Below are 25,546 nucleotides of genomic sequence, written 5' to 3' on the forward strand. Positions count from 1 at the left end.
CGCTGCAAAAAACGAACACCGTCAGTTGACAGCACCCGCTAAATCTCGCTTATTAAACTTGCTAATTGATTTTCCAGTACTTCTATTGTATCACAATTTTCGATAATTCGGGTCGCTAAACTGCGCTTCTCATCTATGGGCATCTGCGCTTTAATTCTTAAAAGTGCCTCTTTTTCTGACAAACCATTGCGTTTCATCAGGCGTTTGAGCTGAAATTCTTGGGGTGCGTAAACTAGCCAAGTTTCATCAAATCCTGTATAATCCCGCTCAAATAAGAGTGGAATATCCATAAAAACTAGCTGGGATGAACTGGTCTCGCACCGTCTCAAAAGTTCCGTCCGAATGATATTATCCTGCACAGCTGATAATTTCTCACGCGCAACTGGGTCTGAAAAAATCAAAGCACCAAACTTGGCGCGATCCAAAGCACCATTTTCCAGAAAATAAGCCTGGCCAAACGTATCACGAATGGCGATATATAAGGCACCGCCTACTTCCTGCAACTCTCTTACAACAGCATCCGCATCAATCACATCATAACCATGCGCCCGTAAATATGATGTCACAACAGACTTTCCAGTAGCAATGCCACCTGTTATCCCAATTACTTTTTTCATATCACTATTATATCATTTTTCTATTCCAATATTTTTAATTTTCAAACTAAAAGTGTTATAATAGAGTTAAAGAACAAATGGAGGAAAGCTATGAAAATCATCAATGTCACTAACAACTACCCTGATCTTGTCCGCCAGCAACTTAGAAATACCGATGCTTTGACGGTTGAAGTTTATTCTGCTGGCAATACGACTGCTATCTTTACGAGAGCTGCTAGTCACTACGAACTCATTGTGACGAATAAACACCGAGCGATTCGAGCTGATGAGCGCGAAGGTATTCAGAAGTTTTTCCTCAAAAAACGTTTGGATCAATCTATTATCAATCACGATCAGATTTCAATCATTGATGAACCGAGATTGCTTGAAATTTCCTATCCAATTATTACAAAATAAAAAACTGCATCCATGATGATGAGCAGTTTTTTATTTTATTCAAAATTTAGGACGGTCTGACTTTTTAGTGCGTAAACCCTTGCACGCGTTTGTTCTCATCTTTTCGTCGTAAAAATCGTGAGTCGTCCAATTTTGCAATGGCCCATTTGAAATCTTCCGCAAATTCTTCTGCTACATTCATACTCAAATCAGCACGGACGACATAGCGCTGGATAATCGTATCGGATAAATCAGCCGGAAGTGGATAGGCAGGAACTTGCCAGCCTTTCATTTGGAGCATATCTGCCAGTTCATACAGGGTCCATTCTTGTTTATCCTCATCTTTTAGCCTGTAACAAACTATCGGCAACTGCTCCCCCGCATTGTAAAGGGTAAAACGACCTGTTGATTCTACTGTTTCCGCTAAAAATCGGGCAACATCATGCGTCCGCTGATGAATGGCTTTGTAACCGTTGAAGCCAAAGCGCATGAAATTATAGAATTGACCGATGATTGGGCTGGCACTCCGAGAAAAATTAATCGCCATGGTCGGCATATCGCCCCCCAAGTAAGACACGCTGAAAATCAACTCCTCTGGCAGATACGTTTTATCGCGCCAAAGTACCCAACCGATGCCGGGATAAACAAGGCCATATTTATGCCCAGACGTATTGATTGACACGACATTATCAAGCTGAAAATCCCACTTGAGCTCGGGTGACATGAAGGGCGTGTACATCCCGCCAGATGCAGCATCGACATGAATCGGAATGCTGATTTTTGCCGTTTGATTGTAATCGGTGAGCACGGCATCAAGACCTGCGATGTCGTCGTAGCAACCGGTATAGGTGATACCCAGAATACCGACAACGCCTATCGTGTAGTCGTCAAAATAGCTGGTGATGTCAGAAATGTCAAGACTCATCTTATCAGCCGTCATCGGCACTTCGCGCAGCTCAACATCGAAATACACGGCGAACTTTTCCCAGCAGACTTGGTAGCCTGATGAAATGACGAGATTCGGTCGCTGACCTGAAATATCAACGCCCACAGCTTTAGCCCGTGCCCGCCAACGAAACTTCATCGCCATACCGCCCAGCATACAAGCTTCCGAACTGCCAACGGTTGAGGTCCCCATATAGGTTTCTTGTTCTGGTGCATGCCAAAGATCAGCAATCATGTTCACACAACGATTTTCAAGCTCTGCTGTTCGCGGATATTCACTCTTGTCAATGGCGTTTTTTTCCAGCGTTTCCCCCATGAGCAAGCTCGCCTCAGGCTCCATATAAGTCTGACAAAAAGTCGCTAAATTTTGCCGCGCCGCGCCCTCATCTAAGAGTTCATCCTTAATCAGTTGGTAAGCAATCCGCGGCTCAATCGGATCTGCGCCTAATTTGTACTTGGGAATATCGCGCTCTGACGCACTCGACCCAAAAATAGGCTGTAAGTAAGTGGCTTTCTTGGATTGGTCATTTTTTCCGTATAGCATATAATACCTCCATTTGATTCACATCTTAGTCTTATTCTAACATAAAAAGTCCGTTCAACTGGCTTATAACTCATTTACACTAACAAAAAAAACCGTCAGTAGACGGTTTATCAGTATTTAATGCAAGTGTTCTTAAACATCCATTGACAAAACTTCATGGAAGACACGGTGTGTCAATTCTTGTTTTTGTTCTTTTGTGAGGTATTTTGTGTTGACACAGTAACCTGAGATACGCACGATAACATCTTCGCCGTTAAGGATTTTATCTTTAACGTCTGCCAAGTCCATGACGTTCAAGTTGACGTGTTGTCCGCCATCTTCAAAGTAGCCATCCAAAACATCAACCAAGTTAGCGACTTGCTCATCACGCGTTTTACCAAGCGCTTTTGGTGACACTTGCGTTGTCAGAGAAATCCCATCATTGGCATTCTTGAATTCCAATTTTTCAAGGGTGCGGAGGTTTTGCAACCAACCACCTTTAGCTTTGTTAGATGGGTTAGCCCCTGGCGAGAAGAATTCAACTTCGCTGATGTTAGATGAACCATCTTCGTTGAGGAAAACACCGCGGTGAACTGGCGAGTTACCCGTTTGTTTAGAGTAGGCCACGTTAGAGGTGATCGTCAACAATGACACCGTTGCTTCCGCATCTTTGTGCAATTGGTGGCTAGCCAAACGGCTATGGTATTCCGCCATCAACCATTTTGCGATGTCATCCGCCCGGTCATCATCTTCACCATAGCGTGGGAAATCACCGATTGTTTCGTAATCGTAGATATAACCATTTTCATCGCGGATTGGTTTAACTGTCGCATATTTAATCGCTGACAAAGTATCAACGGTATTTGCAAAACCACAGATACCGAATCCCATGTTCGCACGTTGGTGGCTTGGCAAGAAGGCCATTTGAACGGCTTCATAGTTGTATTTATCCGTCATGTAGTGGATGATATTCAAAGCATCTACATAGGTATCTGTCAACCAGTCAAGCGATTTTTCAAAGTTAGCTTTAACCTCGTCAAAGCTCAAAACATCAGATTTGATTGGGTCGATGTCAAAGACTTTGTAGTCACGATGCACATCATCATACCCGCCATTGATACCCGTCAAGAGGGCTTTCAAGACGTTGACGCGTGCGCCAAAGTACTGAATATTGTGACGGCCTTCTTCATTTTCTGGGTCAAGTGGTGAGACACAACAAGAGATACATGACATTTCGCCATAACCGTCCTCAGCCATTGTCTTCACACCTTCGTATTGGATTGAAGAGTGTTTGTGGCTCATGCTCATACAGTAGCGTTTGAAAGCATAGGGTAATTCGCTCGCCCAAAGGACTGTCAAGTTTGGCTCTGGTGAGTTGCCGACATTGTCCAAGGTGTTCAAGAAACGGTAATCCATTTTTGTCACACGGTGTTTGCCGTCGTTACCGACACCAGCCATTGATGTTGTGATGAAAGTTGGGTCACCTGAGTAAAGGGCATCGTATTCTTTCGTCCGTGCAAATTTAACAGTCCGCAATTTCAAGACGAAATCATCAACAAACTCTTGGATTTCTGACTCAGTGAAAGTCCCACGCGCCAAGTCACGTTCCGCAAAGATGTCAAGCACGATTGGCACACGACCAAGTGAAGTAGCCGCACCATTGATCACACGACAAGCTGCCATGAAAGCGATATTCACCCATTGGATGGCTTCTTTAACGTTTTTGGCAGGTTTGCGAACGTCCACACCGTACAAATCACCAAGTTTCGCAACTTCGCCGAGTGCTTGGTATTGCATATTGATTTCTTCACGGAGACGGATTGTTTCTTCGTTGATTTCTTTAATCGCATTCCAGTCAGCGAATTTTTCTTTCATCAAGAAATCTGCACCATAAACTGCCAAACGGGCATAAACCCCGATAATACGACCACGTGAGTAAGCATCTGGCAAACCAGTTACTGTGTGGGCGTGACGCGCACGACGAATGTTAGAGGTATAAGCACGGAAGATACCATCATTTACCGTCGTGACGTGTTTGGTATAGATTTCATGCATGAGTGGATCTGGCGTGTAACCATGCTCTTTCAACGCCGTTTCGGCCATCCGAGCGCCACCTCTCGGCATGAATGACAGACGGAAAAGTTCTGAGTTTTGAAGCCCATAGATCAGTTCGTTTTCTTGGTCAATGTAACCAGCTGGGATATCAGCGATTGACGCTGCGCGATCCGTATCCATAGGGAACTGAGACGCTTCATAACGGTCTTTCGTTGACTCGATGATGTCTTTGATTTTCAAAGAACGTTCTGTCGGTCCTGCAAGGAAAGACTCGTCCCCATCATAATTTTTGTGGTTAGCTTTGACAAAACGAGAAACGCTGACTTTTTCTTTCCAGTCTGTTCCCTCAAATCCTGCCCAAGCTTCTTCAAAAACGTTTTCAGTCACTTCTGTTTTCATGTTTTATTATCTCCTATTTTTGACGAGAAAGGTAACATTCCCTTGTTACCTGTTTTATTTTACACCTTCATTCTATCATACAGAAAACGGTTACACAAGTTAAAAGTGGGATTTTATTGAGTTTCTTTTATGTAACAGATTGATAATTTTTCACATCTGTATCATTTAAAAGTTAAACCTGTATCAATACAAAAAGTTATTAAAACATTCGTTTCTTTAACATAACCCGAAAAACAAGCCATGAAATCGCTGTTGCAGCCACCATAATCAACCAAAACGCATAGGGGACATTTTGAAAAGGCAGCTTCACATTCATGCCATACAATCCCGCAATAATCGCTGGAATGGTCATGATAAAGGTCGCGCTTGTCATAATTTTCATCATAATATTCAAATTATTGGAAACAATATTCGAAAAGAGATCACTCAAATTTTCAAGCAGCTTCAACTGAATTTTAGTCGTTGTCAAAGCCTGATCCGCTTCAACATAAATATCAAAAATGCGATCTGAAAACCCATTTTCGCCCTGTTCTCGCAGATAAGTCATCAATTTTTGGTAGACTTCGATATTATCCTCAAGCGCCGCTTCAAAATAAATCAAACTTTTTTGCGACCGAATCATTTCCATGAGTTGCGCATTTTCCTGAGAGCGTGCCAACTCTTTCTCTATCACCTTCATTCGTTTCTTATACTGAGACAACTCATGGTTAAACGAGCGACCGAGGACACTCATCATCTGAAAAATCAACTCATGCTGGTAGCGAGTCGCATCATAATGCCGCTCAACAATTGGCGTTAAATCATACTCATGATTCAAGGATAAAATCACAGCCTTCTTCTTTGGGTTCACAATCAAAGAAAAAGGATAAACTTCCGTTGCATCAGCCTCCACACACGGATACTGCAACAAAAGCAAGAGATTGTGATGCCCATCTATCTCAAACCGCGCATTTTCATCATCATCCAAAATGCCTGCGATATAATCAAAAGGGAACTCATAAGTGGTCGCAAGATGCCCAATCTCCTCTTTTGTCGGTTGTATCACGAGTGTAAAATCAGCACCGTCAATTGATGTGATGAGTTTATTTTGTTCTAATTTATAATTTGTAATCATAAGAGATGTTTTAACTACTCCTCTGGTTTATTTTGGTAGGTCGACACCAATCTTGTTCCGGATAGAATTTCATGGAAAAATTGTTTGGTAAATAGGCTGATGATTAAACTCAAAATAAAAACGAGGATTAGAAAGCCATCAAACAAGGATAGAAAATAATACGTCCCTAACTCGGAGTCCACGACCCTGCCCGTTTGCCCCAGCACATAAAGCTCAGCTGCAAATAAACCATTGACCAAAACGTAGCCAAATACATTTCTCAGCAAGACTTGCATCATGCCGGCCTTTTGACCTGATTTATCCGTCAGCTTCAAATGGACCAGTCTTTGACCAAAGGTTGGCCACCCGATAAGCTCTGGCAGGACAATCCAGAAAAGGTAGAGCAGGATGAGCACAAGCTGATTGGGATGACTAACAAGCAGGTTATAGGCGATATTACAGACAACAATCACAGTGATATCCAGCAAAATAGCCACATTTTTACGACTAATAGAGACTTTATGACTTCTCTCTTCTAATGTTGCAACGATGGCTTCTTTTTTAGGTAACATTTTCCCAAGAGCACCTGAGAGCAACCAGCCCAACATGGCTCCACTTGTGTTTAAGAATAGATCATCTACGTCAAACAACCGATAGGGGCGCGGATAGAGTCCAAACAGGGCTGAACGCTGAATCAGCTCAAAAGAGAGGGTCAAACTAAAAGATAGCACCAGACTTGTTAGAAAGCTTTTTTTATACTGATAGCGCAGAAACATGCCAAACGGCAGCGTCAAAAGCAGATTAAAAAACGGCTGGATAAACTGCGGGCTTTTGGCTGCATGCAACCACGTACTAGGCTGTGTGAGCACAAAACCAGAATAAGTGATAAAATCCCGAACAAAATCAAATAAATGAAAATTTTCGACAGGCCCCGTCATCGCCCTAACTTGCTCGATTGTCGGCAGGGGTAAAATGGTCAAGGCATAGGCACAAAGGATGTAAAAGACGAAAGCGTAGTTGACGCCAACCAGCCAACCCGATATGGCACCATAACGATGATATTGCCTGATTAAGAAAGGAAGCAAGAGCAGGATTGCCAAAAAGGGAAACATCACGACAATCAAACGAATGGACGAGATGTAGGGTGCTAAGTTTGCCATAAGAATCTCCAGTAAAAATATAGTACCTCAATTATACCAAAAAAGAACCCCTAGAGGTTCTCTTCTATGTCAAGTCTCTGACATCAGATGAACTGATTAGAAACGAGATTTGTCTTTGATGTTGTAGAATGAGTCAAGGCCTTTGTAAACCGCAACTTCACCCAATTGATCTTCGATACGAAGCAATTGGTTGTATTTTGCAATACGGTCAGTACGTGACAATGAACCCGTTTTGATTTGACCAGCGTTAGTTGCAACAGCGATGTCTGAGATTGTAGAATCTTCAGTTTCACCTGAACGGTGAGAAACAACAGCAGTGAAACCAGCTTCTTTAGCCATTTCAATGGCTTCAAAAGTTTCAGTCAAAGTACCGATTTGGTTAACTTTGATCAGGATTGAGTTTGAAGCGCCTTCTGCGATACCACGTTTAAGGTAGTCAGTGTTAGTAACGAAGAAGTCGTCACCAACGAGTTGAATTTTATCACCAAGTGCTTTCGTGAATTCTTTCCAACCATCCCAGTCGTTTTCGTCAAGACCATCTTCGATAGAGATGATTGGGAATTTAGCTACGAGTTCTTCGTAGTAAGCAATCATATCTTTCTCAGTTTTAAGTTCCCACTCTTCTTCTGGTTTGTTAGCCAATTTACCGAATTCGTAAACGCCTTTTTCTTTGTTGTAGAACTCAGAAGATGCCGCATCCATCGCAAGCACGATGTCTTTACCTGGTACATAACCAGCTTTTTCGATCGCTTCGATGATCACTTCGAAACCTTCATCGTTTGATTTCAAGTTAGGCGCGAAACCACCTTCATCACCAACGGCAGTAGAGTAACCTTTAGCTTTAAGGATTGAAGCCAAAGCGTGGAATACTTCTGCACCGTAACGGAGCGCTTCTTTGAAAGTAGGCGCGCCAACAGGCATGATCATGAATTCTTGGAAGTCAATCGAGTTGTCAGCATGTGAGCCACCATTGATGATGTTCATCATAGGCGTTGGCAATACTTTCGTATTGAAACCACCAAGGTAGTGGTAAAGTGGCACTTCAAGGAAGTCAGCAGCAGCACGAGCAGCAGCGATAGACACACCAAGGATTGCGTTAGCGCCTAATTTACCTTTAGTAGGTGTGCCGTCCAAAGCAATCATCGCACGGTCGATAGCTTGTTGGTCACGAACATCGTAACCAATGATAGCTTCAGCGATAACGTTGTTTACGTTGTCAACAGCTTTTTGTACGCCTTTACCAAGGTAACGAGATTTGTCACCATCACGGAGCTCAACAGCTTCGTGTTCACCAGTAGAAGCACCTGAAGGTACCATGCCACGGCCGAATGCACCAGATTCAGTGTAAACTTCTACTTCGATTGTTGGGTTACCGCGTGAGTCAAGGACTTCGCGAGCGTAAACATCAGTAATAATTGACATTTTTGTCTCCTTTAATTTTAAACACACCTAGTGGAGCATTTTTTTCTTACCACCTTATATTACCACTATTTTACGGATATTTCAAGGAAAAATACCGCACCAAACCTTTTTTTACAGAAAATTTTCATTTCCATGGTTTACACAGTCAAACTTTGTATCGTTCGCTCAATTTGGTAACAAAAAAGCCGACACATTGTGTCAACTTTTTTGTTCAAGCATAAAACTTAGTTAGTTTCAATCAGACCGATATTCCCATCTTCTCGGCGGTAAACAATGCTAGTCGCACCTGTTTCACCATCTGTAAAGATGAAGAAATCATGGTCAATCAAATCCATTTGAAGCACAGCTTCTTCAGCATCCATTGGTTTCAAATCAATGTTTTTAGTCCGAACGATATCGATGTTAGCTTCTTCGATTTCTTCTTCTGGTGCTAATTCGACAAAGGTATCAAAGACTTTACCAGTTGCGACATGGTTACGTTTCTTTTGGACTTTTGTTTTGTATTTGCGAATTTGGCGTTCCAGTTTTTCTTGAACCAAATCAACTGAGCCATACAACTCTTGAGAGGTATCTTCCGCACGAAGTGTGATGTTTTTAGCTGGAATTGTCACTTCAACTTTTGACGTTTTTTCAGCATAAACTTTAAGATTAACGTGGGCAGTCAGCTCTTGATTTTCAGTAAAATACTTTTCAAGTTTGCTGATCTTTTCTTCAACGTAGCTGCGGATGCTGTCTGTAACTTCGATGTTTTCACCGCGAATGTTAAATTTAATCATAATAATCACCTCTTTATCTTTTATACTTTTATTATACCGTGAAAACGGTTTTTTCACAAATATTTTACAATATATTTTTTATAAATTAGCAACCTTAATCGTCAGCTCGCCTTTTGAAACGCCTACAGCCACACTGTTTCCGGCTTTAATCTCGCCTGATAATATTTTATCTGACAGCGGATTTTCTAGTTTTTTCTCTAAGGCTTTTCTAATTGGTCTAGCCCCATATTCTGGCTCAAAACCATTTTTAGCGATGAATTGATAAGCACTGGCTGATAGTTTCAAAGTAATATGCCGCGCTGCCATCCGTTTGATCAAAGGCTTAGCCATGATTTTCACGATATCTGATAATTCCTGCTCAGACAGTGGGTGGAAGACGATACTTTCGTCAATACGGTTGAGAAACTCTGGCCGATAGCGTTTTTTCAGCTCTTCCAAAATTCTCGACTTCATGGCGACGTAGTCGGTCGAGGCATTTGCCGCACCGAATCCGACGGTCTTATCATCACGTAGGGAGGTCGCCCCCAGATTGCTGGTCATGATGATAATCGTGTTCCGGAAGTCGACCTTACGCCCCTTACCATCTGTGATGAAACCATCATCGAGGATTTGCAGCAAGAGGTTAAAGACATCTGGGTGGGCTTTTTCAGCTTCGTCAAATAAGACGACGGCATAAGGCTTATTCCGAACCTGCTCAGTCAGCTGACCGCCCTCGTCGTAGCCGACATAGCCCGGAGGCGCCCCAACTAAACGACTGGTGTTAAATTTTTCCATGTATTCGCTCATGTCGATGCGAATCATGCTGTTTTCATCGCCAAAAACAGTCTCTGCTAAAGCTTTGGCAAGCTCTGTTTTTCCGACACCCGTTGGTCCTAGGAACATGAAAGAGCCCATCGGACGTCTGTCATCGGAGATGCCTGAACGGCTACGACGAATGGCACTAGCAACAGCAGTCACGGCTTCGCTTTGACCAATGACACGTTTATGGAGTTCTTTTTCGAGATGAATCAAGCGGGTCATCTCATTTTTAGTCATCTGCGTGACCGGCACGCCAGTCAAGTTAGAGACGACCCCAAAAACATCTGCCTCACGCACGCGCGCTGACTGTGTTTTAACCGTCAATTTTTCACGCTTGGTATCATTTTTTTGCAAGTCCTGATTTAAACTTTTAGCCAGTGCAAAGTCTTGATTGATAATTGCCTCTTGGAGCTGTTCATCGAGCTGTAAAGCCTGTTTATCAAGCTTACTTTGCTCCGACAGATTATTTTTAGCCGAAATTTTAACGGCTGCTGCGGCTTCATCAAGCAAGTCAATCGCTTTATCAGGCAGTCTGCGGCTTGGCATATAACGCACACTAAGCTGAACAGCTGCCTTGACAGCATCTGGGTCAAAAGTCACTTGGTGGAAGGCTTCAAATTTGCTTTGTAGCCCTTGGAGAATGGCAATTGATTCCTCTGCTGACGGTTCATCAACAGTTACTTTAGCAAAGCGACGTTCCAAAGCCGCATCTTTTTCGATGTATTTTTGGTACTCGTTAAAGGTCGTCGCACCAATCAACTGAAATTCGCCACGAGCCAGTGCAGGTTTCATAATATTTGAGGCATCCGTAACCGAATCCGTCCCGCCACCAGCACCAACGATGGTATGCAGTTCATCAACAAAAACAATCGTTTTCGCATCTTGACTGACCTCATCGACAATGGCAGTCATCCGATCCTCAAACTCCCCACGGAATTTAGTGCCGGCAACGACATTGGCAATATTCAGCGACATCAGACGCACCCCTTGCATATTGGCAGGAATATCGCCGTTTATCATGCGTTGCGCCAAGCCTTCGATAATGGCTGATTTACCAACACCGGGTTCGCCAACGAGAACGGGATTATTTTTCGTGCGACGGCTCAAAATATGAATCACGCGCTCAATTTCCTTGTCTCTGCCAATCATCGGATCAATCCGACCTTGTCTGGCGTCTTCTGTCACATCACGCGCTACTGAATCAAGGGTCGGCGTGATGCTTGTCGCCGCAACACCCGACGCCACATCCCGTTTGCCCATCGGCGTAACGGCTTTTTTCGCTATTTTTTTAACGTTCATATTACCAAGCTCAATCAAATCTTTGATGATTTCAGCAATCTTGATTTTATTGAGTTCTAAGAGTTTCTTGGCGACATTGTCGTCATCTGTCAACATCACATAGAGCAGGTGTTCAGACCCTGTTTCTGCCAGATGATTTTGTGCCGCAAGCGCAGCCGCTTCAAGCAAGAGCAGTTCGACCTTAGGCGAGAATTGGATTTTTTGAACAGCTTGTGTCTTTTCAGGCAACTGGTGCTGTTCGATTTCATCCAGCGCCATCTCAATCGTCACCTCATGATCCGTTAAAATGTTTTGGCCAAAGCTATCGCTGCTTGACAAAATTCCCGCCAAGATGTGTGACGTTTCTGCATAATCATAACCATTGCCCGCCGCAAAAATGCGAGCTGTTTTGAGAATATCTTCAAGTATGTGTGTGTAATGTTGTGTCATTTATCCTTAGTTTCCTTAGTTCTGTGGTCGGTTAGCTTGGCGCAATCACTTAGTCCAGCTTATCTAGTCGATGGATGATTGCGGTTAATAAAATGGCGCGTTGTAAGTCTGTCAAGACCGGTTGGCTCAGTGTCGCAAGCAGGAGATTGCCCTCACGCTCGGTCACAATTTTTTCGTTAAACATCAACTGCATGAGATCCTGTACCATGCTAACAGTCATTTTTTCAGGCATTTTGTTCAAAATGTCCATTAAGAAATCATGCGCATCTGAATACTGAATCCTGACAATCCGAATATAGCCGCCACCGCCACGCTTACTTTCAACTTCAAAGCCTTTTGGCAGCGTGAAGCGCGTTTTAATGACATAGTTAATCTGGCTCGGTACAACGCCAAAATGCTCCGCGATTTCTGAGCGTCGAATTTCAATTTCCGCTGCCTGAGCCAGTAACTCCTTGAGATACTTCTCAATCATATCTGATGTGTTTTTCACAATTTCCCCTTTCTGCGATTTCACTTTGTGGAATCTTGAAACTTGACCTACGCTCACGCTCCGTCCAAGCGGGGTCACTCGCGAACTTTGTCCGCTCAAAGGCTTTCTGCGATTTCACTTCGTAAAATCTTGAAACTTGACCTGCGCTGACGCTCCGTCCAAGCGGGGTCATTCGCGAACTTTGTCCGCTCAAAGGCTTTCTGCGATTTCACTTTGTGGAATCTTGAAACTTGACCTGCGCTGACACTCCGTCCAAGCGGGGTCGTTCGCGAACTTTGTCCGCTCAAAGGCTTTCATTCGCACCTATAATCACTGCTACCAAGTAATTTATACTCGGTTACACTTGTCTGATATTTTCTGACCTTGTTTGACCATTGTATCATTTTTCAAGCTGTTTTGCTACTTTCAAGCCCGATTAAAAGACTGTGCTTACCTGCTTGACTTGTCGCAGGCAAGACGCTCACATCCCGAATGCTTTAAGCGACACAAAAAGCCATCCGCTCATCCAGATGGCTTGATTGTGTTGCTATCTCCTGACGATTATTTAGAAGAGACTTTGATAATTTCCACTTCCATTTCACCGACTGGCAATGGAATGGTAACTTTATCACCGGTTTTACGACCGATAAGCGCTACCGCAATCGGTGATTCATTTGAAATCTTACCGTTGAAGGGATCAGCTTCGGCAGACCCAACAATTTTATAAGTTTCTTGCTCGTCTTCGCCAATTTCAACAAAAGTGACGGTTTTTCCAAGTGCGACTTCATTGCGTTTCACACCCGCATTGTCGACGATTTCAGCGTTACGAAGCATCGTCTCTACTGTCGCGATACGACCTTCAACGAAGGCTTGTTCATCTTTGGCTGCTTCGTACTCAGAGTTTTCTGATAAATCGCCATAAGAACGCGCAACTTTAATCCGTTCAACAACTTCTGCGCGTTTCACGAGTTTGAGATTGTCTAATTCTGCTTCTAATTCTTCAAAGCCCTCGCGGGTCATTTGATAGGTTTTGGTATCTGCCATAATAAGATGTTGAGTCACTGATTGTAGACGCATCTAACTTGGATTTTAATCGTCGTTAGACATAGCTACACCCAATGAAACTCATCTCCTTTCCCTCTTTTAAATATAATTTATTGTGCTTCTTTGTTAGCCAATTTGTCATTAACATATTTTTGGACATTGGCATCATGCTCAGCTTGCGTTTCTGAGAAGTAAACTTTGCCAGTTGTCACATCTGCTACGAAATACAAGTCATCGTTATCTGTTGGCTCGACTGCTGCTTTGATGGCAGACAGGCTTGGGTTGGTCACTGGACCAGGACCATAGCCCAAGTTCAGATACAAGTTAAACGGCGAGTCTAACGACGTATTCACTGCTGCATCTTCTGCCAAAGTCGTTTTTTGCCCCAATTTACCTTCGGCATACAGGATTGAAATATTTGAGCCTAAGGTCATCCCAACGTTCATCCGATTATAGAAAACTTGCGCCACATTGCGTCGATCCGCATCATTGTTGGCTTCTTTTTCAGTCAAGGCTGCGATAGACAGAATTTCATTGACCGTTTTCGGATTAGGACCCTCTTTAATCGTCGCATAGTAAGGTTTCAGATTTTGATTCATGGTTGCAATCATCTGCTCAACGACGGTGGTCATCGTTGATTTTTTCGTGTACTCATACGTCGCAGGGAACAAATAGCCCTCTAGCTGATATTTCACGCCTGAATCAGTTGCTGGTAATGACTCGAAAAGCTCCGGATAAGTCGTCTTCATTTTTTCGATAAAGGCTGGATCCGTCACCACTTTTAAGAATTCTTCCTTGGTAAACGGCGTTTTATCCTTGTCTGATTTCGTCAGCACATTGTCTGAAATCTTCTCAGCCATCTGGTCAATGGTAAAACCTTCTGGAATCGTTATTTTTCCTAAAATAGGTTCAACAGGTTTCTCTGTCCCACCTTCTTGTAAAGTTTTCGCAATCGTTGTTAATGACATACTTGGCGACAGATTATAATAACCCGATTTAAAGCCAGTCAAACTTTTCAATTTCGTATAATATTGGAAAGCCGTCGCATTTTTGATAATATGTTTTTTTTCAAGAATTTGACCGATTTCCTTGCTCGCAACACCTGCAGGAATTTCAACGGCCTTGGTTGATTTATCTGTCGTACTATACGGCTGAATCTCGCTCATCACATATTGATAGCCTAAGAAGCCCGTCGCGCCGCCAACAATAAATAAAACCAGGACAACGATTGCGATAATCTTGCCGGCTAATTTTTTAGATTTTTTCTTGGTTGAACGCGTATAATTTTCTTTCGATTGACGCGTCACTCTTTTGATATTTTTAATTTCTGCTGTATCCTCTATTGAAGTTTGGTCTGCTTCTGCATCAAACGCTTCAGATGACACAGGTGTGTCTTGAAACGCTAAATCTGATGGCGTTTGTTGCGCTTTTGCCAACCGACCAGTCGCCACACGTGATGTAAGGGGACGCGCAACTTTTTCGACATCGTCGGTATCCGTTGATGACAGCTTATCCGAAACACGATTAGAAACTTGTGATGGCGTTTCGGGCGTCACTGATGTTTTTTTAGGCGCAGAAAATCCTGTCTCTGACGCAACATCATCAAGAGATTGGTTAGCCTCTTCTAATTGGCGGAGAATTTTGTCCTTAAACGTCTCTCGCTCAAATTTTTTCGTATCTTTATCTACCAAATTAACAATCTTCTACTTTCATATGACATATTTATCCCGATTTACCTTTGGCATCTCAGGTTGCGTGTCATGAGTTATCGTATCATTTTAGATTATACACGAAAATCCTTGAAAATCAAGAATTTAATAAAAAATATGGATTGCTCCATCATTTTTTAATGACTAAATCATCATCTTCATCGTCGTCTTCTTCATCATCGTCTTCTTCCTCAATGCCATCAACCTCAGCATCATCGATATCGACTTCTTCAAGCTCAACGTCAAAGGCTTCAACTTCGTCTTTTTCGTCATCTGGATTTTCATCATCATATGTCACATTCGCGTCAGTGATGTCATCATCATCTTCAGGATCATCATCGCTATAGTCAATGTCGATACCATCTGCCGCAAAAGCGTTAACTTTTTTACGTTTTTTCTTAGGACGATCGCCCTCGTCATCCAACTCATCCAAGGCAACAACTTCTTCGTCAATCTCGTCAATGGCGTACCATGAGCGCAAAGCCCAGACATTATTGCCAAGTGGAATGAAACTGCCGTCTGTGTTTAATTCCGTATAAAAGCGTGACAGACGTTCGCGAATTTCACTGTCTGATTTGCCAAGATAGTCTTGGATGTCATTGACAAGGACATTAAAGTCCATTTCTTTGCCTTTTTCTTCCAGCATCGCGTGTGCGACTTCAATCATCGAAAGTTCTGACAAATCTTGATTTTCAAATGCTTTAATTTTCAATTGTTTATCTCCATCAAACTAGTTTACTACTACCATTTTACCACAAGATTCAGGATTTTAGTAATGCATGAGCACTTTATAAGCGTAATCGCCAATTTTGTCACGACCATTCAGATCATCTAGCTCAATCAAGAAGGCACAACCTGCGACAATCCCACCAAGTTGTTCAATCAATTCAATCGTTGCTTTAACTGTCCCACCTGTTGCCAACAAATCATCCACGATGAGGACACGTTGTCCTGGTTTGATGGCATCTGCGTGCATGGTCAGCGTATCAAAACCGTACTCTTTTTCATATTGCGCTTCAATCACTTGGCGGGGTAATTTACCGGGTTTTCTAACTGGCGCAAAGCCAATGCCCAACTCGAAAGCGACAGGACAGCCAACGATAAAGCCACGGGCTTCAGGACCGACAATCATATCGATTTGTTTGTCTTGCGCGTATTGCACAATTTCACGGATCGCATAGCTATACGCATTGCCATCAGCCATCAAAGGCGAAATGTCACGAAATTCGATCCCTTTTTCGGGGTAATCAGGAATGGTTGCAATATAATTTTTTAAATCCATGTTAGGTCTCTTTCAATTTACGATAAATGTCAGCGACAGGCGATAAAGCAAAGAAAGCTTGTTGCTTGACTAAGGCTTGTAGGGCTTGATAAATTTGGCTCTCTGAAATCTCACGTTTGGCAGCAGCTTGATTGACGGTCATTAGACCATCTTGAATTGTCACAAAGTCCAATTCTTCAAAAATCTGAACCATTTTAACCAGTAAAATGTCAGGAATTTTCAAAAACTCAGCCAAGTTTTTTAGTTTATAGCGCACATCAAATTCTGGATATTGATAAATCGTTTTATAAAACTTGGCAAATTGGTCCCGCGTGCCGCCACCTGTCAGATAGTAGGCTTGCTTAATTTGATTTTGGAAATAAATCGCTGTAAAGTCATGTTCAGCCAGGATTTTTTCTAGCCTTGCCAAGGCTTTCGCATCATTGGGCGTTTCCGCAATCACCAGAACCTCACTCATTATAGCATGATTTTCCGATTCATTTGTGAAAATAAAGGCATTTTCTGGAATTTGTGTCTGATTTTGCTGATTGCGCAGGTCAATCAGCTGACTGCCTTCAACTCGCGCGTCTGTAATCATCAGTTGAACAGCTGTATTGCCATTCCAGGTATTGACTGATAAAGTCACAGCAAGATCTGGTGTCGTCTGTTCAAAATCAAGTGTCTCCTGACCATGACCGAAATAAATCGCTTCTAATTGCGTTTTATCTTGCTGAATTTTTAATTTGAGATGGGCATTTTGTTGCCCCATGGCGCGACTTTGCACCACTTGATAGTCGCTCACCAAAAACTGAGGTTTAGGATTTTCCTGACCGAATGGCGCTAACTGAGCCAGTGATTTGATCGTCTCTAAAGTCATATCTGATAAAGCGATTTTGTCATCCAAAATCAACGTCTTTTTCTCAGACATATCGATTTTATTTTTCGTGATAAAATCTGCAATCACCGCTTTAATCTCAGGTAACTTAGCCAGCTCAAAAGTCATGCCAGCTGCTTGCGCGTGACCGCCAAAGGCAAGCAATAAATCACGATGATGGGTCAAAGCCTCAAAGATATTAAAGGCTGGAATCGAGCGGGCTGAGCCTTTTAAAATGCCATTTTCTTCTGACAGCATGACAATCGGCTTACCTGTTTTTTGCAGTAATTGCCCTGCGACAATCCCAAGCACACCGGGATTCCAACCCGTCTGATAAATAAACTGAACCGGACTATCGTCTAACTGACTTTCAGCCTCGGTCAGCATCTCAGCTACAATCGCTTTACGTGCAACATTTTTCTGGTCAATCATTTCAGCGATTTGGCGGGTTTCGTCTTCATCCCAACCTGTCAATAATTCGATAGCAGGGTTGGGATCATCAATGCGACCGAGGGCATTTAGTCTTGGCGCAATTTGAAAGCCGATTGTTTCCTCAGTGATGTCATTTGGGTCAATGCCTGCCACTTTGAGCAAAGCCTCCAGTCCGACACGTTCTGTATTTTTCAGAATTTCTAAACCAAATTTGACTAAAACTCGATTTTCATCAGTGAGTGACATCATATCGGCAATCGTGCCAATTGCAACTAAGTCGAGCATTTCTGAAGGGACGTATTCTAAGAGCGCACAGGCGACTTTAAAGGCAACACCACAGCCAGCCAATTCTTTAAAGGGATAATGACCGTCTGGATGCTCAGGATGAATAATCGCGTAGGCATCTGGTAGCGTTTCAGGGAGCGAATGGTGGTCGGTGATGATGACATCACAGCCACTCTCTTGGGCGTAAGCCACCGCTTCATGACCGGCAACACCATTGTCCACCGTAATAATCAGGCCGACGCCTTCATTTTCGATGAAATACTTATACACGTCCAGATTCGGGCCATAGCCGTCGGTGAAACGATTAGGTAAGTAAACCAGACTTTCCGCACCAATTTCATCCAGCGCTGTTTTCATGATACTGGCACTGGTCATGCCATCCGCATCATAATCGCCATAAATCAAGATAAGCTCTTGATTGGCGACTGCCTGACGAATGCGTTCCACCGCACGACTCATGCTATAAAACAAGAAAGGATCATGCAAATTTTCAAGTGACGGATTTAAAAAGGTGGTTAAGTCTGCTTCCGTTCGAATGTGACGTTTCCAGAGCAACCGAGCTGAAAGGTCATCTAATTTTTGTTTTTTGACTAATTTGACAAAATCATCTGACGGTTCATCCGTATTGAGTTGCCAATCATAGGTAGGTGTGATCATTTTAGATTGAAAAACCTCCGTGTTATTTTATCTGCTAGACTCGGGAAATTCATTGAAAAGATGCGCGCCAAGTTGAGCTGCCAAGGTAAATTTAATTCTTGCCTATTGGTCTCAAGATGGCTGACGATTTTTTTCGCAACAAAAGCTGCTGTGACTGCATGCCTACCAACTTTTGCCAAATAATCAGGGTTTGCAGCGTGAAATTTGGTTAAGACAGGACCAGTATTGACGACTAGCACCTTAATCTTGGCATCCGCGACTTCTTGCCGTAGTGCATTTGAAAAGCCACGGACAGCAAATTTCGTCGCCGCATAAGCGGTCGTTTTAGCTGTTGCCATGTAGCTTGCAATAGATGCGATATTAATAATTTGACCCGATTTCTCTGCCATCATATCCGGTAAAAAGGCACGTGTAACTTGCATCAAGGCCAAGACATTAACATCAAACATCTGACGAACAGCGGCATTATCATCAGCCAAAAACGGCTTGAAATAGCCATAGCCTGCATTGTTGATTAAGACATCAATGGCACCAAATTGCTTAGAGATATGTTGACAGGTCTCGGTGAGCGCAACTTCATCTGACAAATCAACCTGATAAAGATGCTCTGACAAGTCTTTTAGACTACTAACATCGCGCGATAATAAAATAAGTCGATAGCCCTGAACCTGTTTGGCGATTTCGCATGCAATATCTCCTGTCGCACCCGTTATCAGCAGATTTTTCATGGCTGAATCACTTCTTCATAGAAATCTTTGACAACATAACTATTCTCAAAAGTCTGTTTTGCCTCTTTAACGAGCTGTGTCACTAAGGGACCAACATAGCGGGCTGAAATATGGGTCAGCAACAAGCGTTTCACGTGCGCTTGTTTGGCAACTTCTGCAGCCTGTTGTGTCGTTGAATGGCCATGATTTCTAGCGATTTTGGCTTCACTGGCTTCGTAAGTCGCCTCATGAACGAGTAGATCACTGCCAATTGCTAGGCGAATCGCTTGGTCTGTCTGGCGTGTATCCCCTAGAATCGTCACCACACGCCCTCTTTTATCTGGGCCTATAAAATCTGCGGCTTTAATCAAGTTGCCGTCGATTTCAATATCTTGACCATTTTTGACCTTGCCAAAAAGTGGTCCAAAGGGAACGCCAGCAGCTTTGAGTGCTTGCGCGTCCAGCTCGCCTTTTTTATCTTTTTCAACCACGCGATAGCCCATGCAATAAATCGTGTGGTCTAGTGGCGACATGTGGACTTCAAAGGTTTCATCTGAAAAGATTTGACCCGCATGACTGGCATCCAACTCATGGAAATGAATCCGATAGCTGAGCTTACTGCCTGACAATCTAAGGGAGGTCATGACATAGTTTTTAATGCCAACTGGCCCATAAATGTCGAGATTTTGCGGTTGGTCGTCTGAGGAAGATGTCTGAAAGCTCCGACTAGACAAAAAACCAGGCAGACCAAAAATATGATCGCCGTGCAGATGCGTGATAAAAATTTTCGTAATTTTTCGTGGGCGAATGTTCGTCTCTAAAATTTGATGTTGGGTCGCTTCACCACAATCAAATAGCCAGATTTCATGACGCTCTGCAAGCAATTTCAGCGCGATTGACGTCACATTTCGCTGCTTGGCTGGCTGCCCAGCACCAGTGCCCAAAAATTGTATTTCCATGGTTTCCTTTCGCTCATCAAGCTTATGAACACCTAAAAAATCAACTAAATATTTTTTGAGGTGGTCTTATAAAAGAAAAAAATCCGTCCTGAGGGAATCGAACCCCCATCTCAAGAACCGGAATCTTACGTGATATCCATTACACTAAGGACGGAATTTTTGTTTGACAACTACTATAGTTTAACAAATTTTCTGCTAAAAGGCAAAAAAACTTCTCCTAAATGGAAAAGTTTTTTGATTTATTTTGAGATGACCAAACACCCTTGATGCTAAAATCATTCAATAGATAATCCTATTTCCGGAATACCTGATTCATTTAAGTGTTTCGGTACGCGAAGGTGCCAAAAGACGCCGAATTGGTCAATAACTTCGCAAACCCAATCCTGTTCTTCAACTGATACTTCCTTGCAAAGACTGGCGTCTTTTTTTAGCATTTCAAATGTGCGACGTAAATCAGCTTCATGCGAAAAGAAAACATAAAACAACATCGCAGGGCAAACATCAATCGTAAATTTATCGATAAAGCGACGATCCGGTAAATATTTTCGCTCAGAGATACTTAAATAAAGCTCACCATTTTGCAAAAGGTCTTGGTGGATAATTAATCCGGCATCATCCAACCAAGGTTCAGATAACTCAAGATTAAAAGCCTCTTTGTAGAACTTGACCGCCTCCTGCCCATTTTCCACATAGACATGGTTCCTAATTTTACTGATGTAATGTGTCATAGCAAACTTCCTTTCTTTCATTTTGAGAAACATATTTTTATTTTCTATTCGGTTTTCTTTTGATTGCCAATAATTTGATAAAATCAGCAAACATTGCTGTATCAGTCGGCTCAAACATGAGCCATTTGCCGTCATGATAGGTCTTGGTCTGATCGTAAATAGCTTGCACGACTTCCGAGTAACTCTCCCTATCTGCCTCAAATTTCTCCCGTTCATATTTTCCTAGAATCACCATAAAGCCAAAGTGATTTTCTCTTGCATACAAGGTACACAAGGTTTTTCCACCACGACGGTATTTATATTCGTATGTCCATGCTTTACCACCCTGATGCCAGATTTGCTCCATCTCATATCTGGCATCAATCATCTCGTTCAACTGCATCCAGATATCGTATAAAGGTTTTCCAAGTAAAGTGAGCATATCGTTCCGACTTGCTTTCTTTTCAAGCATCGCACTCTCCTCCTGATTATATTCTTCACATCTCTTCTTCATCATTTTACCATATTTCAAATAAAAAAACAGCCTACTATTTTAGTAGGCTGTCGTCTAAGCTTTCAGGTTCAGCCCTTAGCTTTCAAGGCTGTCAAAATTTGTGTTCGAATATCTTCGATTCCGTCTGGTTGGCTTGGCAAGAAAACTGACGAATTGCCATTATTGGCAAATTGGTTCAGCGTATCTAGATATTGGTTGGTCAATAGAATCGACATGATTTGATCTTCAGAAATATCCACACCGGTATCTTTCATTTCCTTGATTGACAGGGCTAAGCCATCAACAATTGCTTTACGTTGCTCGGCAATCCCGACCCCGTGCAGGCGATCTTTTTCAGCATCGGCCTCAGCTGCTGTGACGATTTTAATCTTGTCTGCATTGGCAAGCTCTTGCGCTGCAACACGTTTCCGCTGTGCCGCATTGATTTCATTCATGGATTGTTTGACTTCGGCGTCTGGCTCAACTTTTGTAATCAAGGTTTTCACAATGATATAACCGTAAGTTGACATTTCTTCAGCCACTTGGCGTTGGACTTCGAGGGCAATCTCATCTTTTTTCTCGAACAGTTCATCCAAGGTCAATTTGGGCACACTTGAGCGCAAAGCATCTTCAATGTAAGACTTAATTTGCTCACCCGGATTCATCAGCTTGTAATAAGCGTCTGTCACGTTCTGCTCATTCACCCGATACTGCGTCGCCACCGTCATTTGAACGAAAACGTTGTCTTGCGTTTTCGTTTCGACGTTCATGTCGTTTTGGAGCAAACGGAGTTGCACGCGCGCGGCAATCCGATCAATGCCGAAAGGTAATTTAAAGTGGAAACCAGAATTTGCAATCGTCGTAAACTTACCAAAACGCTCAATAATGACAACGCTTTGTTGTTTGACGACATAAAACAAACTCGAGAGACTCGCCAAAATCACAATGATAATGATGAGTAGAAAAATAAGAAATACTGCTGTCATTTTACGCCTACTTTCTGGATATACAGTGAAAATGTTCTATGACTGAATTGTACCATTTTTTTATTACAAATGCTATGATTTACCAGTTTATCGTACTGCGCCAAGCCGTCTGTGATATTTAGGGCAGTTATTTTAAGATATTCGGCATTTTCAGACTTGGTCGTGAGCGCATCTAAGGCAACGGATTCGCCAAAGTCACCGAAGTCATGGACAGCCATGGTGATGCGACCATTATCCAACGTCACGACATACTGCGGAAAGAGTTGCGCGATTTCAAACAAGAGGTCATCTGTGATGGGGGTATCAGCAAATTCAGGAAAAACAATCGCTTGCCCAGCAGTATTTTCATAGGCGAAACCAAAAGATTGCCCCGATAAATTTAAGCGAATAAAGCGAAAAGTCGGGGCATGGCTCGCGCCCTCTAAGTCAAAGGTCGGCTGAGCTGAAAAACTCTTAAAGGTCGTTGACAGTTCTAAAAAATAGTCTGTCGCCACTTCTGGTCCTTGTTTTTGGTACAACTCAGCAAAATAAGCATTGACCACACTTGGCGGCGGACAGATATAAGCTAATTTTTCCGCCGCCGTTTCTAAAGTTGCCAAACGATTGGTCAATAAAATGCGATCCATAGCCATAAAACCGCCAGCTTGAATGGCTAACTCAATATAATCCATCTTCTTCTAACCTCCATTTCTCCCGCTCAGAAATAGTTCCTGACACGTGATAAGTTTCCGTCTCATCTTCCGCGACCACGGTCTCAATCAACGCCATTTTTCTAAGCATGGGCAGGCGATAAGCTGCTGCATAGGGCAAATCTAGCCCAAAAGGCACAAACAATTCCCTAACCTTAGCAATCATCGCTTGCCGCAATTGCTGAACGCCCGCCTCAGATTTAATCGAAATCTGCACACTTGGCAAAATAGTGGGGGCAAAATTGTCAGCCAAATCCAGTTTATTATAAACTGTCAAAATCGGAAGCTCCGACATGCCCAAATCTTTCATGATACTTGCCACAACATCTTCATGAATTTTATGATTGGGATCCGACGCATCAATCACGTGTAGCAGTAAATCAACATTTTTCGACTCCTCAAGCGTCGACTTAAAAGCCTGCACCAGCTCCGTCGGTAAATCCTGAATAAACCCGACCGTATCGGTCAATGTGACTGTGAATTCATCTTGTAGTGAAAAATCTTTAGTCGTTGCATCCAAAGTCGCAAATAATTCATCTTGTTCATACTGGATTTTTTGCGTCAAGGCATTAAAGACTGAGGACTTTCCTGCATTGGTATAGCCGATTAAGCCCAGCTTAAAGACGCTTGACTGATTGCGTTTTTGGCGACTGTTTTCCTGAACCTTCTCAGCCTTTTTCAGCTGTGCTTCGATGATTTCAAGCCGATGGCGAATATGCCTGCGGTCAGTTTCCAATCGACTTTCACCTGCACCACGCGAGCCAATCCCACCCGCTTGACGACTGAGTGCAAGTCCCTTACTCCCCGACAAACGTGGCAGTAAATATTTCAACTGCGCCAATTCGACCTGCAACATGCCGACATGGCTTCTCGCTCGCAGCGCAAAAATATCTAAAATCAATTGCATCCGGTCGATGACTTTCACACCTAGAAAGCCTTCCAGATTGATATTTTGTCGCGGTGTCAATTTTTCGTTAAAAATGACCGTATCCGCTTCGTCAGCCTCTAGATTGTCTTTGATTTCTTGGAGTTTCCCAATCCCGACCAAGTATTTGCCGTCCAGTCGCTCTTTCTTTTGCGTGAAAACGGTCGTCACAAGCGCACCAGCTGTCTCAGCGAGACTGGCCAATTCCGTCATCGACGCCTCAAAAGTCTGGTTGTTGTCAAAGGTTTCAACACCGACTAACACCACTTTTTCCTGCATTTTTTCAGTTTTTATCATCTAAAAACCCTTCTATTTTTTGGTCAACCTGTTCCTGAAAATCTGGCGCCAAAATATCTTGAAAGTCAACAGCCATCCGATTTTTAAACCAGGTGATTTGTCGCTTGCTGTAACGTCTCGAATTTTGCTTGACTGCTTCAACCGCTGCTTCTAAGGTCATCTGCCCATCAAAATAAGGGAAGAACTCCTTATAGCCAATGGCACGTGACACCTGTGCGGTGCTAAATTGGTCATAGAGCATCTTAGCCTCATCTAGCAAGCCTACTGCCATCATCAAATCAACCCGCTGGTTAATCCGCTCATATAAGACAGGACGCGCTGTATTCAAGCCAATAATCAAAAACGCCTTATCTGACTTGTGATTTTCCAAATCTTCACCAAATTTTGCGATTTCCAAGGCTCTAATGGCACGACGGTGGTTGAGTTCTGGAATTTCAAGCTCAAGATCGGCAACCTTGTCAAATAATTGCGCATCACTTAGCGTCTCCAATTCCTGACGCAAGGCTCGCATCTCCTCATGATGACCAGCACCACCTAAATGATACCCCTCTATCAAACTTTGCAGATAAAGCCCTGTGCCGCCCACGATAATCGGTAATTTACCTCGCGATAAAATATCAGCGATAGCGGTATTAGCTTCGCTGACAAAATCATGCGCGCTGAATGTTTCCGTCAAATCACGTACATCAATCAAATGGTGGGGCACAGCAGCCTGTTCACTTTCTGTCGCCTTAGCTGTCCCGATATGAACGTCTCGATAGACTTGCTGACTATCGCCATTGATAATTTCACCGTCATATTTTCGGGCAATGTCGATTGACAAAGCCGTTTTACCGACCGCTGTTGGCCCCGCAATCACAATAATTTTATTTTCTGTCAAATTTTTCACTTTTTTCACTTTTTTTGTTATGATTAAATTATAGCATATTACCGAGGAGGATTTTAATATGAATAAATTTGGTAAAGGCATCATCACTGGGGTTATCGGCACAATTGCTGCAACTGCTGCTGGCATGTTTACAATCAAGAAAACAATCATTGACCCTGAACTCAAAAAAGAAGCATTCATCAATGAAAACCGCCGCAAAGCTGCACGTAAACGCGTGTCACACTAATCATATCAATCTATCAAAAAGAGCTATCAAAAATTTGACAGCTCTT

At 42.8% G+C, this 25,546-nt stretch carries 24 protein-coding genes and 1 tRNA gene; 2 read left to right on the plus strand and 23 right to left on the minus strand.

From position 1 onward, the window contains the following. Positions 1 to 38 precede the first annotated feature (38 nt). A complete protein-coding gene (coaE, locus tag RsY01_RS02835) occupies positions 39 to 617 on the minus strand; it encodes a dephospho-CoA kinase (RefSeq protein WP_094784042.1) in 579 nt (192 codons plus the stop codon). A gap of 90 nt (positions 618 to 707) precedes the next feature. Between coaE and RsY01_RS02840 the strand changes: the two genes are divergently transcribed. Further along, positions 708 to 1,013, plus strand: coding sequence for a DUF1827 family protein (locus tag RsY01_RS02840; protein ID WP_094784043.1), 306 nt, complete (start codon positions 708 to 710; stop codon positions 1,011 to 1,013). Positions 1,014 to 1,077: 64 nt separating this feature from the next. On the opposite strand, the gene gad is transcribed toward RsY01_RS02840, so the two are convergent. The 22 genes from gad to miaA all read right to left on the minus strand — a co-directional run bounded on the left by gad (position 1,078) and on the right by miaA (position 25,265). Further along, complete coding sequence (gene gad, locus RsY01_RS02845) at positions 1,078 to 2,481, minus strand: glutamate decarboxylase (protein WP_094784044.1); 1,404 nt, start codon at positions 2,479 to 2,481, stop codon at positions 1,078 to 1,080. A gap of 132 nt (positions 2,482 to 2,613) precedes the next feature. Further along, a complete protein-coding gene (pflB, locus tag RsY01_RS02850; protein WP_094784045.1) occupies positions 2,614 to 4,914 on the minus strand; it encodes a formate C-acetyltransferase in 2,301 nt (766 codons plus the stop codon). Between the two features lie 199 nt (positions 4,915 to 5,113). Next, positions 5,114 to 6,028, minus strand: coding sequence for a magnesium transporter CorA family protein (locus RsY01_RS02855; protein WP_094784046.1), 915 nt, complete (start codon positions 6,026 to 6,028; stop codon positions 5,114 to 5,116). Positions 6,029 to 6,042: 14 nt separating this feature from the next. Continuing rightward, complete coding sequence (locus tag RsY01_RS02860; RefSeq protein ID WP_094784047.1) at positions 6,043 to 7,167, minus strand: VanZ family protein; 1,125 nt, start codon at positions 7,165 to 7,167, stop codon at positions 6,043 to 6,045. Between the two features lie 96 nt (positions 7,168 to 7,263). Beyond that, positions 7,264 to 8,589: a phosphopyruvate hydratase gene (eno, locus tag RsY01_RS02865; protein ID WP_094784048.1), complete on the minus strand. Its 1,326-nt coding sequence runs from the start codon at positions 8,587 to 8,589 to the stop codon at positions 7,264 to 7,266. 224 nt (positions 8,590 to 8,813) lie between these two features. Continuing rightward, entirely contained in the window at positions 8,814 to 9,365 is a 552-nt protein-coding gene (gene hpf, locus RsY01_RS02870; RefSeq protein WP_094784049.1) for a ribosome hibernation-promoting factor, HPF/YfiA family, read from the minus strand. Between the two features lie 78 nt (positions 9,366 to 9,443). Next, positions 9,444 to 11,891, minus strand: coding sequence for an ATP-dependent Clp protease ATP-binding subunit (locus RsY01_RS02875; protein ID WP_094784050.1), 2,448 nt, complete (start codon positions 11,889 to 11,891; stop codon positions 9,444 to 9,446). Between the two features lie 49 nt (positions 11,892 to 11,940). Continuing rightward, the gene (locus RsY01_RS02880; RefSeq protein WP_167373221.1) at positions 11,941 to 12,363 is read right to left on the minus strand and encodes a CtsR family transcriptional regulator; all 423 of its coding nucleotides are present in this window, start codon (positions 12,361 to 12,363) and stop codon (positions 11,941 to 11,943) included. 558 nt (positions 12,364 to 12,921) lie between these two features. Continuing rightward, complete coding sequence (greA, locus tag RsY01_RS02890) at positions 12,922 to 13,404, minus strand: transcription elongation factor GreA (RefSeq protein ID WP_094784234.1); 483 nt, start codon at positions 13,402 to 13,404, stop codon at positions 12,922 to 12,924. A 110-nt stretch (positions 13,405 to 13,514) separates the two neighbouring features. Next, complete coding sequence (mltG, locus tag RsY01_RS02895; RefSeq protein ID WP_094784053.1) at positions 13,515 to 15,095, minus strand: endolytic transglycosylase MltG; 1,581 nt, start codon at positions 15,093 to 15,095, stop codon at positions 13,515 to 13,517. A 148-nt stretch (positions 15,096 to 15,243) separates the two neighbouring features. After that, entirely contained in the window at positions 15,244 to 15,825 is a 582-nt protein-coding gene (gene rpoE, locus RsY01_RS02900) for a DNA-directed RNA polymerase subunit delta (protein ID WP_094784054.1), read from the minus strand. Between the two features lie 57 nt (positions 15,826 to 15,882). Then, positions 15,883 to 16,395, minus strand: coding sequence for an adenine phosphoribosyltransferase (locus tag RsY01_RS02905; RefSeq protein ID WP_094784055.1), 513 nt, complete (start codon positions 16,393 to 16,395; stop codon positions 15,883 to 15,885). A 1-nt stretch (position 16,396) separates the two neighbouring features. Further along, positions 16,397 to 18,622 (minus strand): single-stranded-DNA-specific exonuclease RecJ, encoded by a 2,226-nt coding sequence (gene recJ / locus RsY01_RS02910; RefSeq protein WP_094784056.1) that lies wholly within the window; start codon positions 18,620 to 18,622, stop codon positions 16,397 to 16,399. Continuing rightward, positions 18,619 to 19,350 carry an SDR family NAD(P)-dependent oxidoreductase gene (locus RsY01_RS02915; protein ID WP_094784057.1) on the minus strand — a complete coding sequence of 244 codons (732 nt, stop codon included), beginning with the start codon at positions 19,348 to 19,350 and terminating at the stop codon, positions 18,619 to 18,621. The genes recJ and RsY01_RS02915 overlap by 4 nt, the downstream gene beginning before the upstream one ends. After that, a complete protein-coding gene (gene rnz, locus RsY01_RS02920; protein ID WP_094784058.1) occupies positions 19,347 to 20,288 on the minus strand; it encodes a ribonuclease Z in 942 nt (313 codons plus the stop codon). The genes RsY01_RS02915 and rnz overlap by 4 nt, the downstream gene beginning before the upstream one ends. Before the next feature lie 82 nt (positions 20,289 to 20,370). After that, positions 20,371 to 20,442 (minus strand) — tRNA-Arg (locus tag RsY01_RS02925). A gap of 121 nt (positions 20,443 to 20,563) precedes the next feature. Beyond that, a complete protein-coding gene (locus tag RsY01_RS02930) occupies positions 20,564 to 21,016 on the minus strand; it encodes a VOC family protein (protein WP_094784059.1) in 453 nt (150 codons plus the stop codon). A 37-nt stretch (positions 21,017 to 21,053) separates the two neighbouring features. Next, a complete protein-coding gene (locus RsY01_RS02935) occupies positions 21,054 to 21,467 on the minus strand; it encodes a DUF3788 domain-containing protein (protein WP_094784060.1) in 414 nt (137 codons plus the stop codon). A 110-nt stretch (positions 21,468 to 21,577) separates the two neighbouring features. After that, positions 21,578 to 22,474, minus strand: a complete 897-nt coding sequence (locus RsY01_RS02940; protein WP_094784061.1) for an SPFH domain-containing protein — start codon at positions 22,472 to 22,474, stop codon at positions 21,578 to 21,580. Further along, positions 22,471 to 23,145 carry a hypothetical protein gene (locus RsY01_RS02945; RefSeq protein WP_094784062.1) on the minus strand — a complete coding sequence of 225 codons (675 nt, stop codon included), beginning with the start codon at positions 23,143 to 23,145 and terminating at the stop codon, positions 22,471 to 22,473. Before RsY01_RS02945 ends, RsY01_RS02940 begins: the two co-directional genes overlap by 4 nt. Continuing rightward, positions 23,132 to 24,385, minus strand: a complete 1,254-nt coding sequence (hflX, locus tag RsY01_RS02950; protein WP_094784063.1) for a GTPase HflX — start codon at positions 24,383 to 24,385, stop codon at positions 23,132 to 23,134. Before hflX ends, RsY01_RS02945 begins: the two co-directional genes overlap by 14 nt. Then, a complete protein-coding gene (gene miaA / locus RsY01_RS02955) occupies positions 24,372 to 25,265 on the minus strand; it encodes a tRNA (adenosine(37)-N6)-dimethylallyltransferase MiaA (protein ID WP_174655188.1) in 894 nt (297 codons plus the stop codon). Before miaA ends, hflX begins: the two co-directional genes overlap by 14 nt. Positions 25,266 to 25,332: 67 nt before the next feature. Here miaA and RsY01_RS02960 point away from each other — a divergent pair, with 67 nt between their 5' ends. Then, a complete protein-coding gene (locus tag RsY01_RS02960; RefSeq protein ID WP_094784065.1) occupies positions 25,333 to 25,500 on the plus strand; it encodes a DUF3042 family protein in 168 nt (55 codons plus the stop codon). The last annotated feature ends 46 nt before the right edge of the window (positions 25,501 to 25,546 follow it).

Source organism: Pseudolactococcus reticulitermitis, from assembly GCF_002260845.1.
GTDB classification, from domain to species: Bacteria; Bacillota; Bacilli; order Lactobacillales; family Streptococcaceae; genus Pseudolactococcus; species Pseudolactococcus reticulitermitis.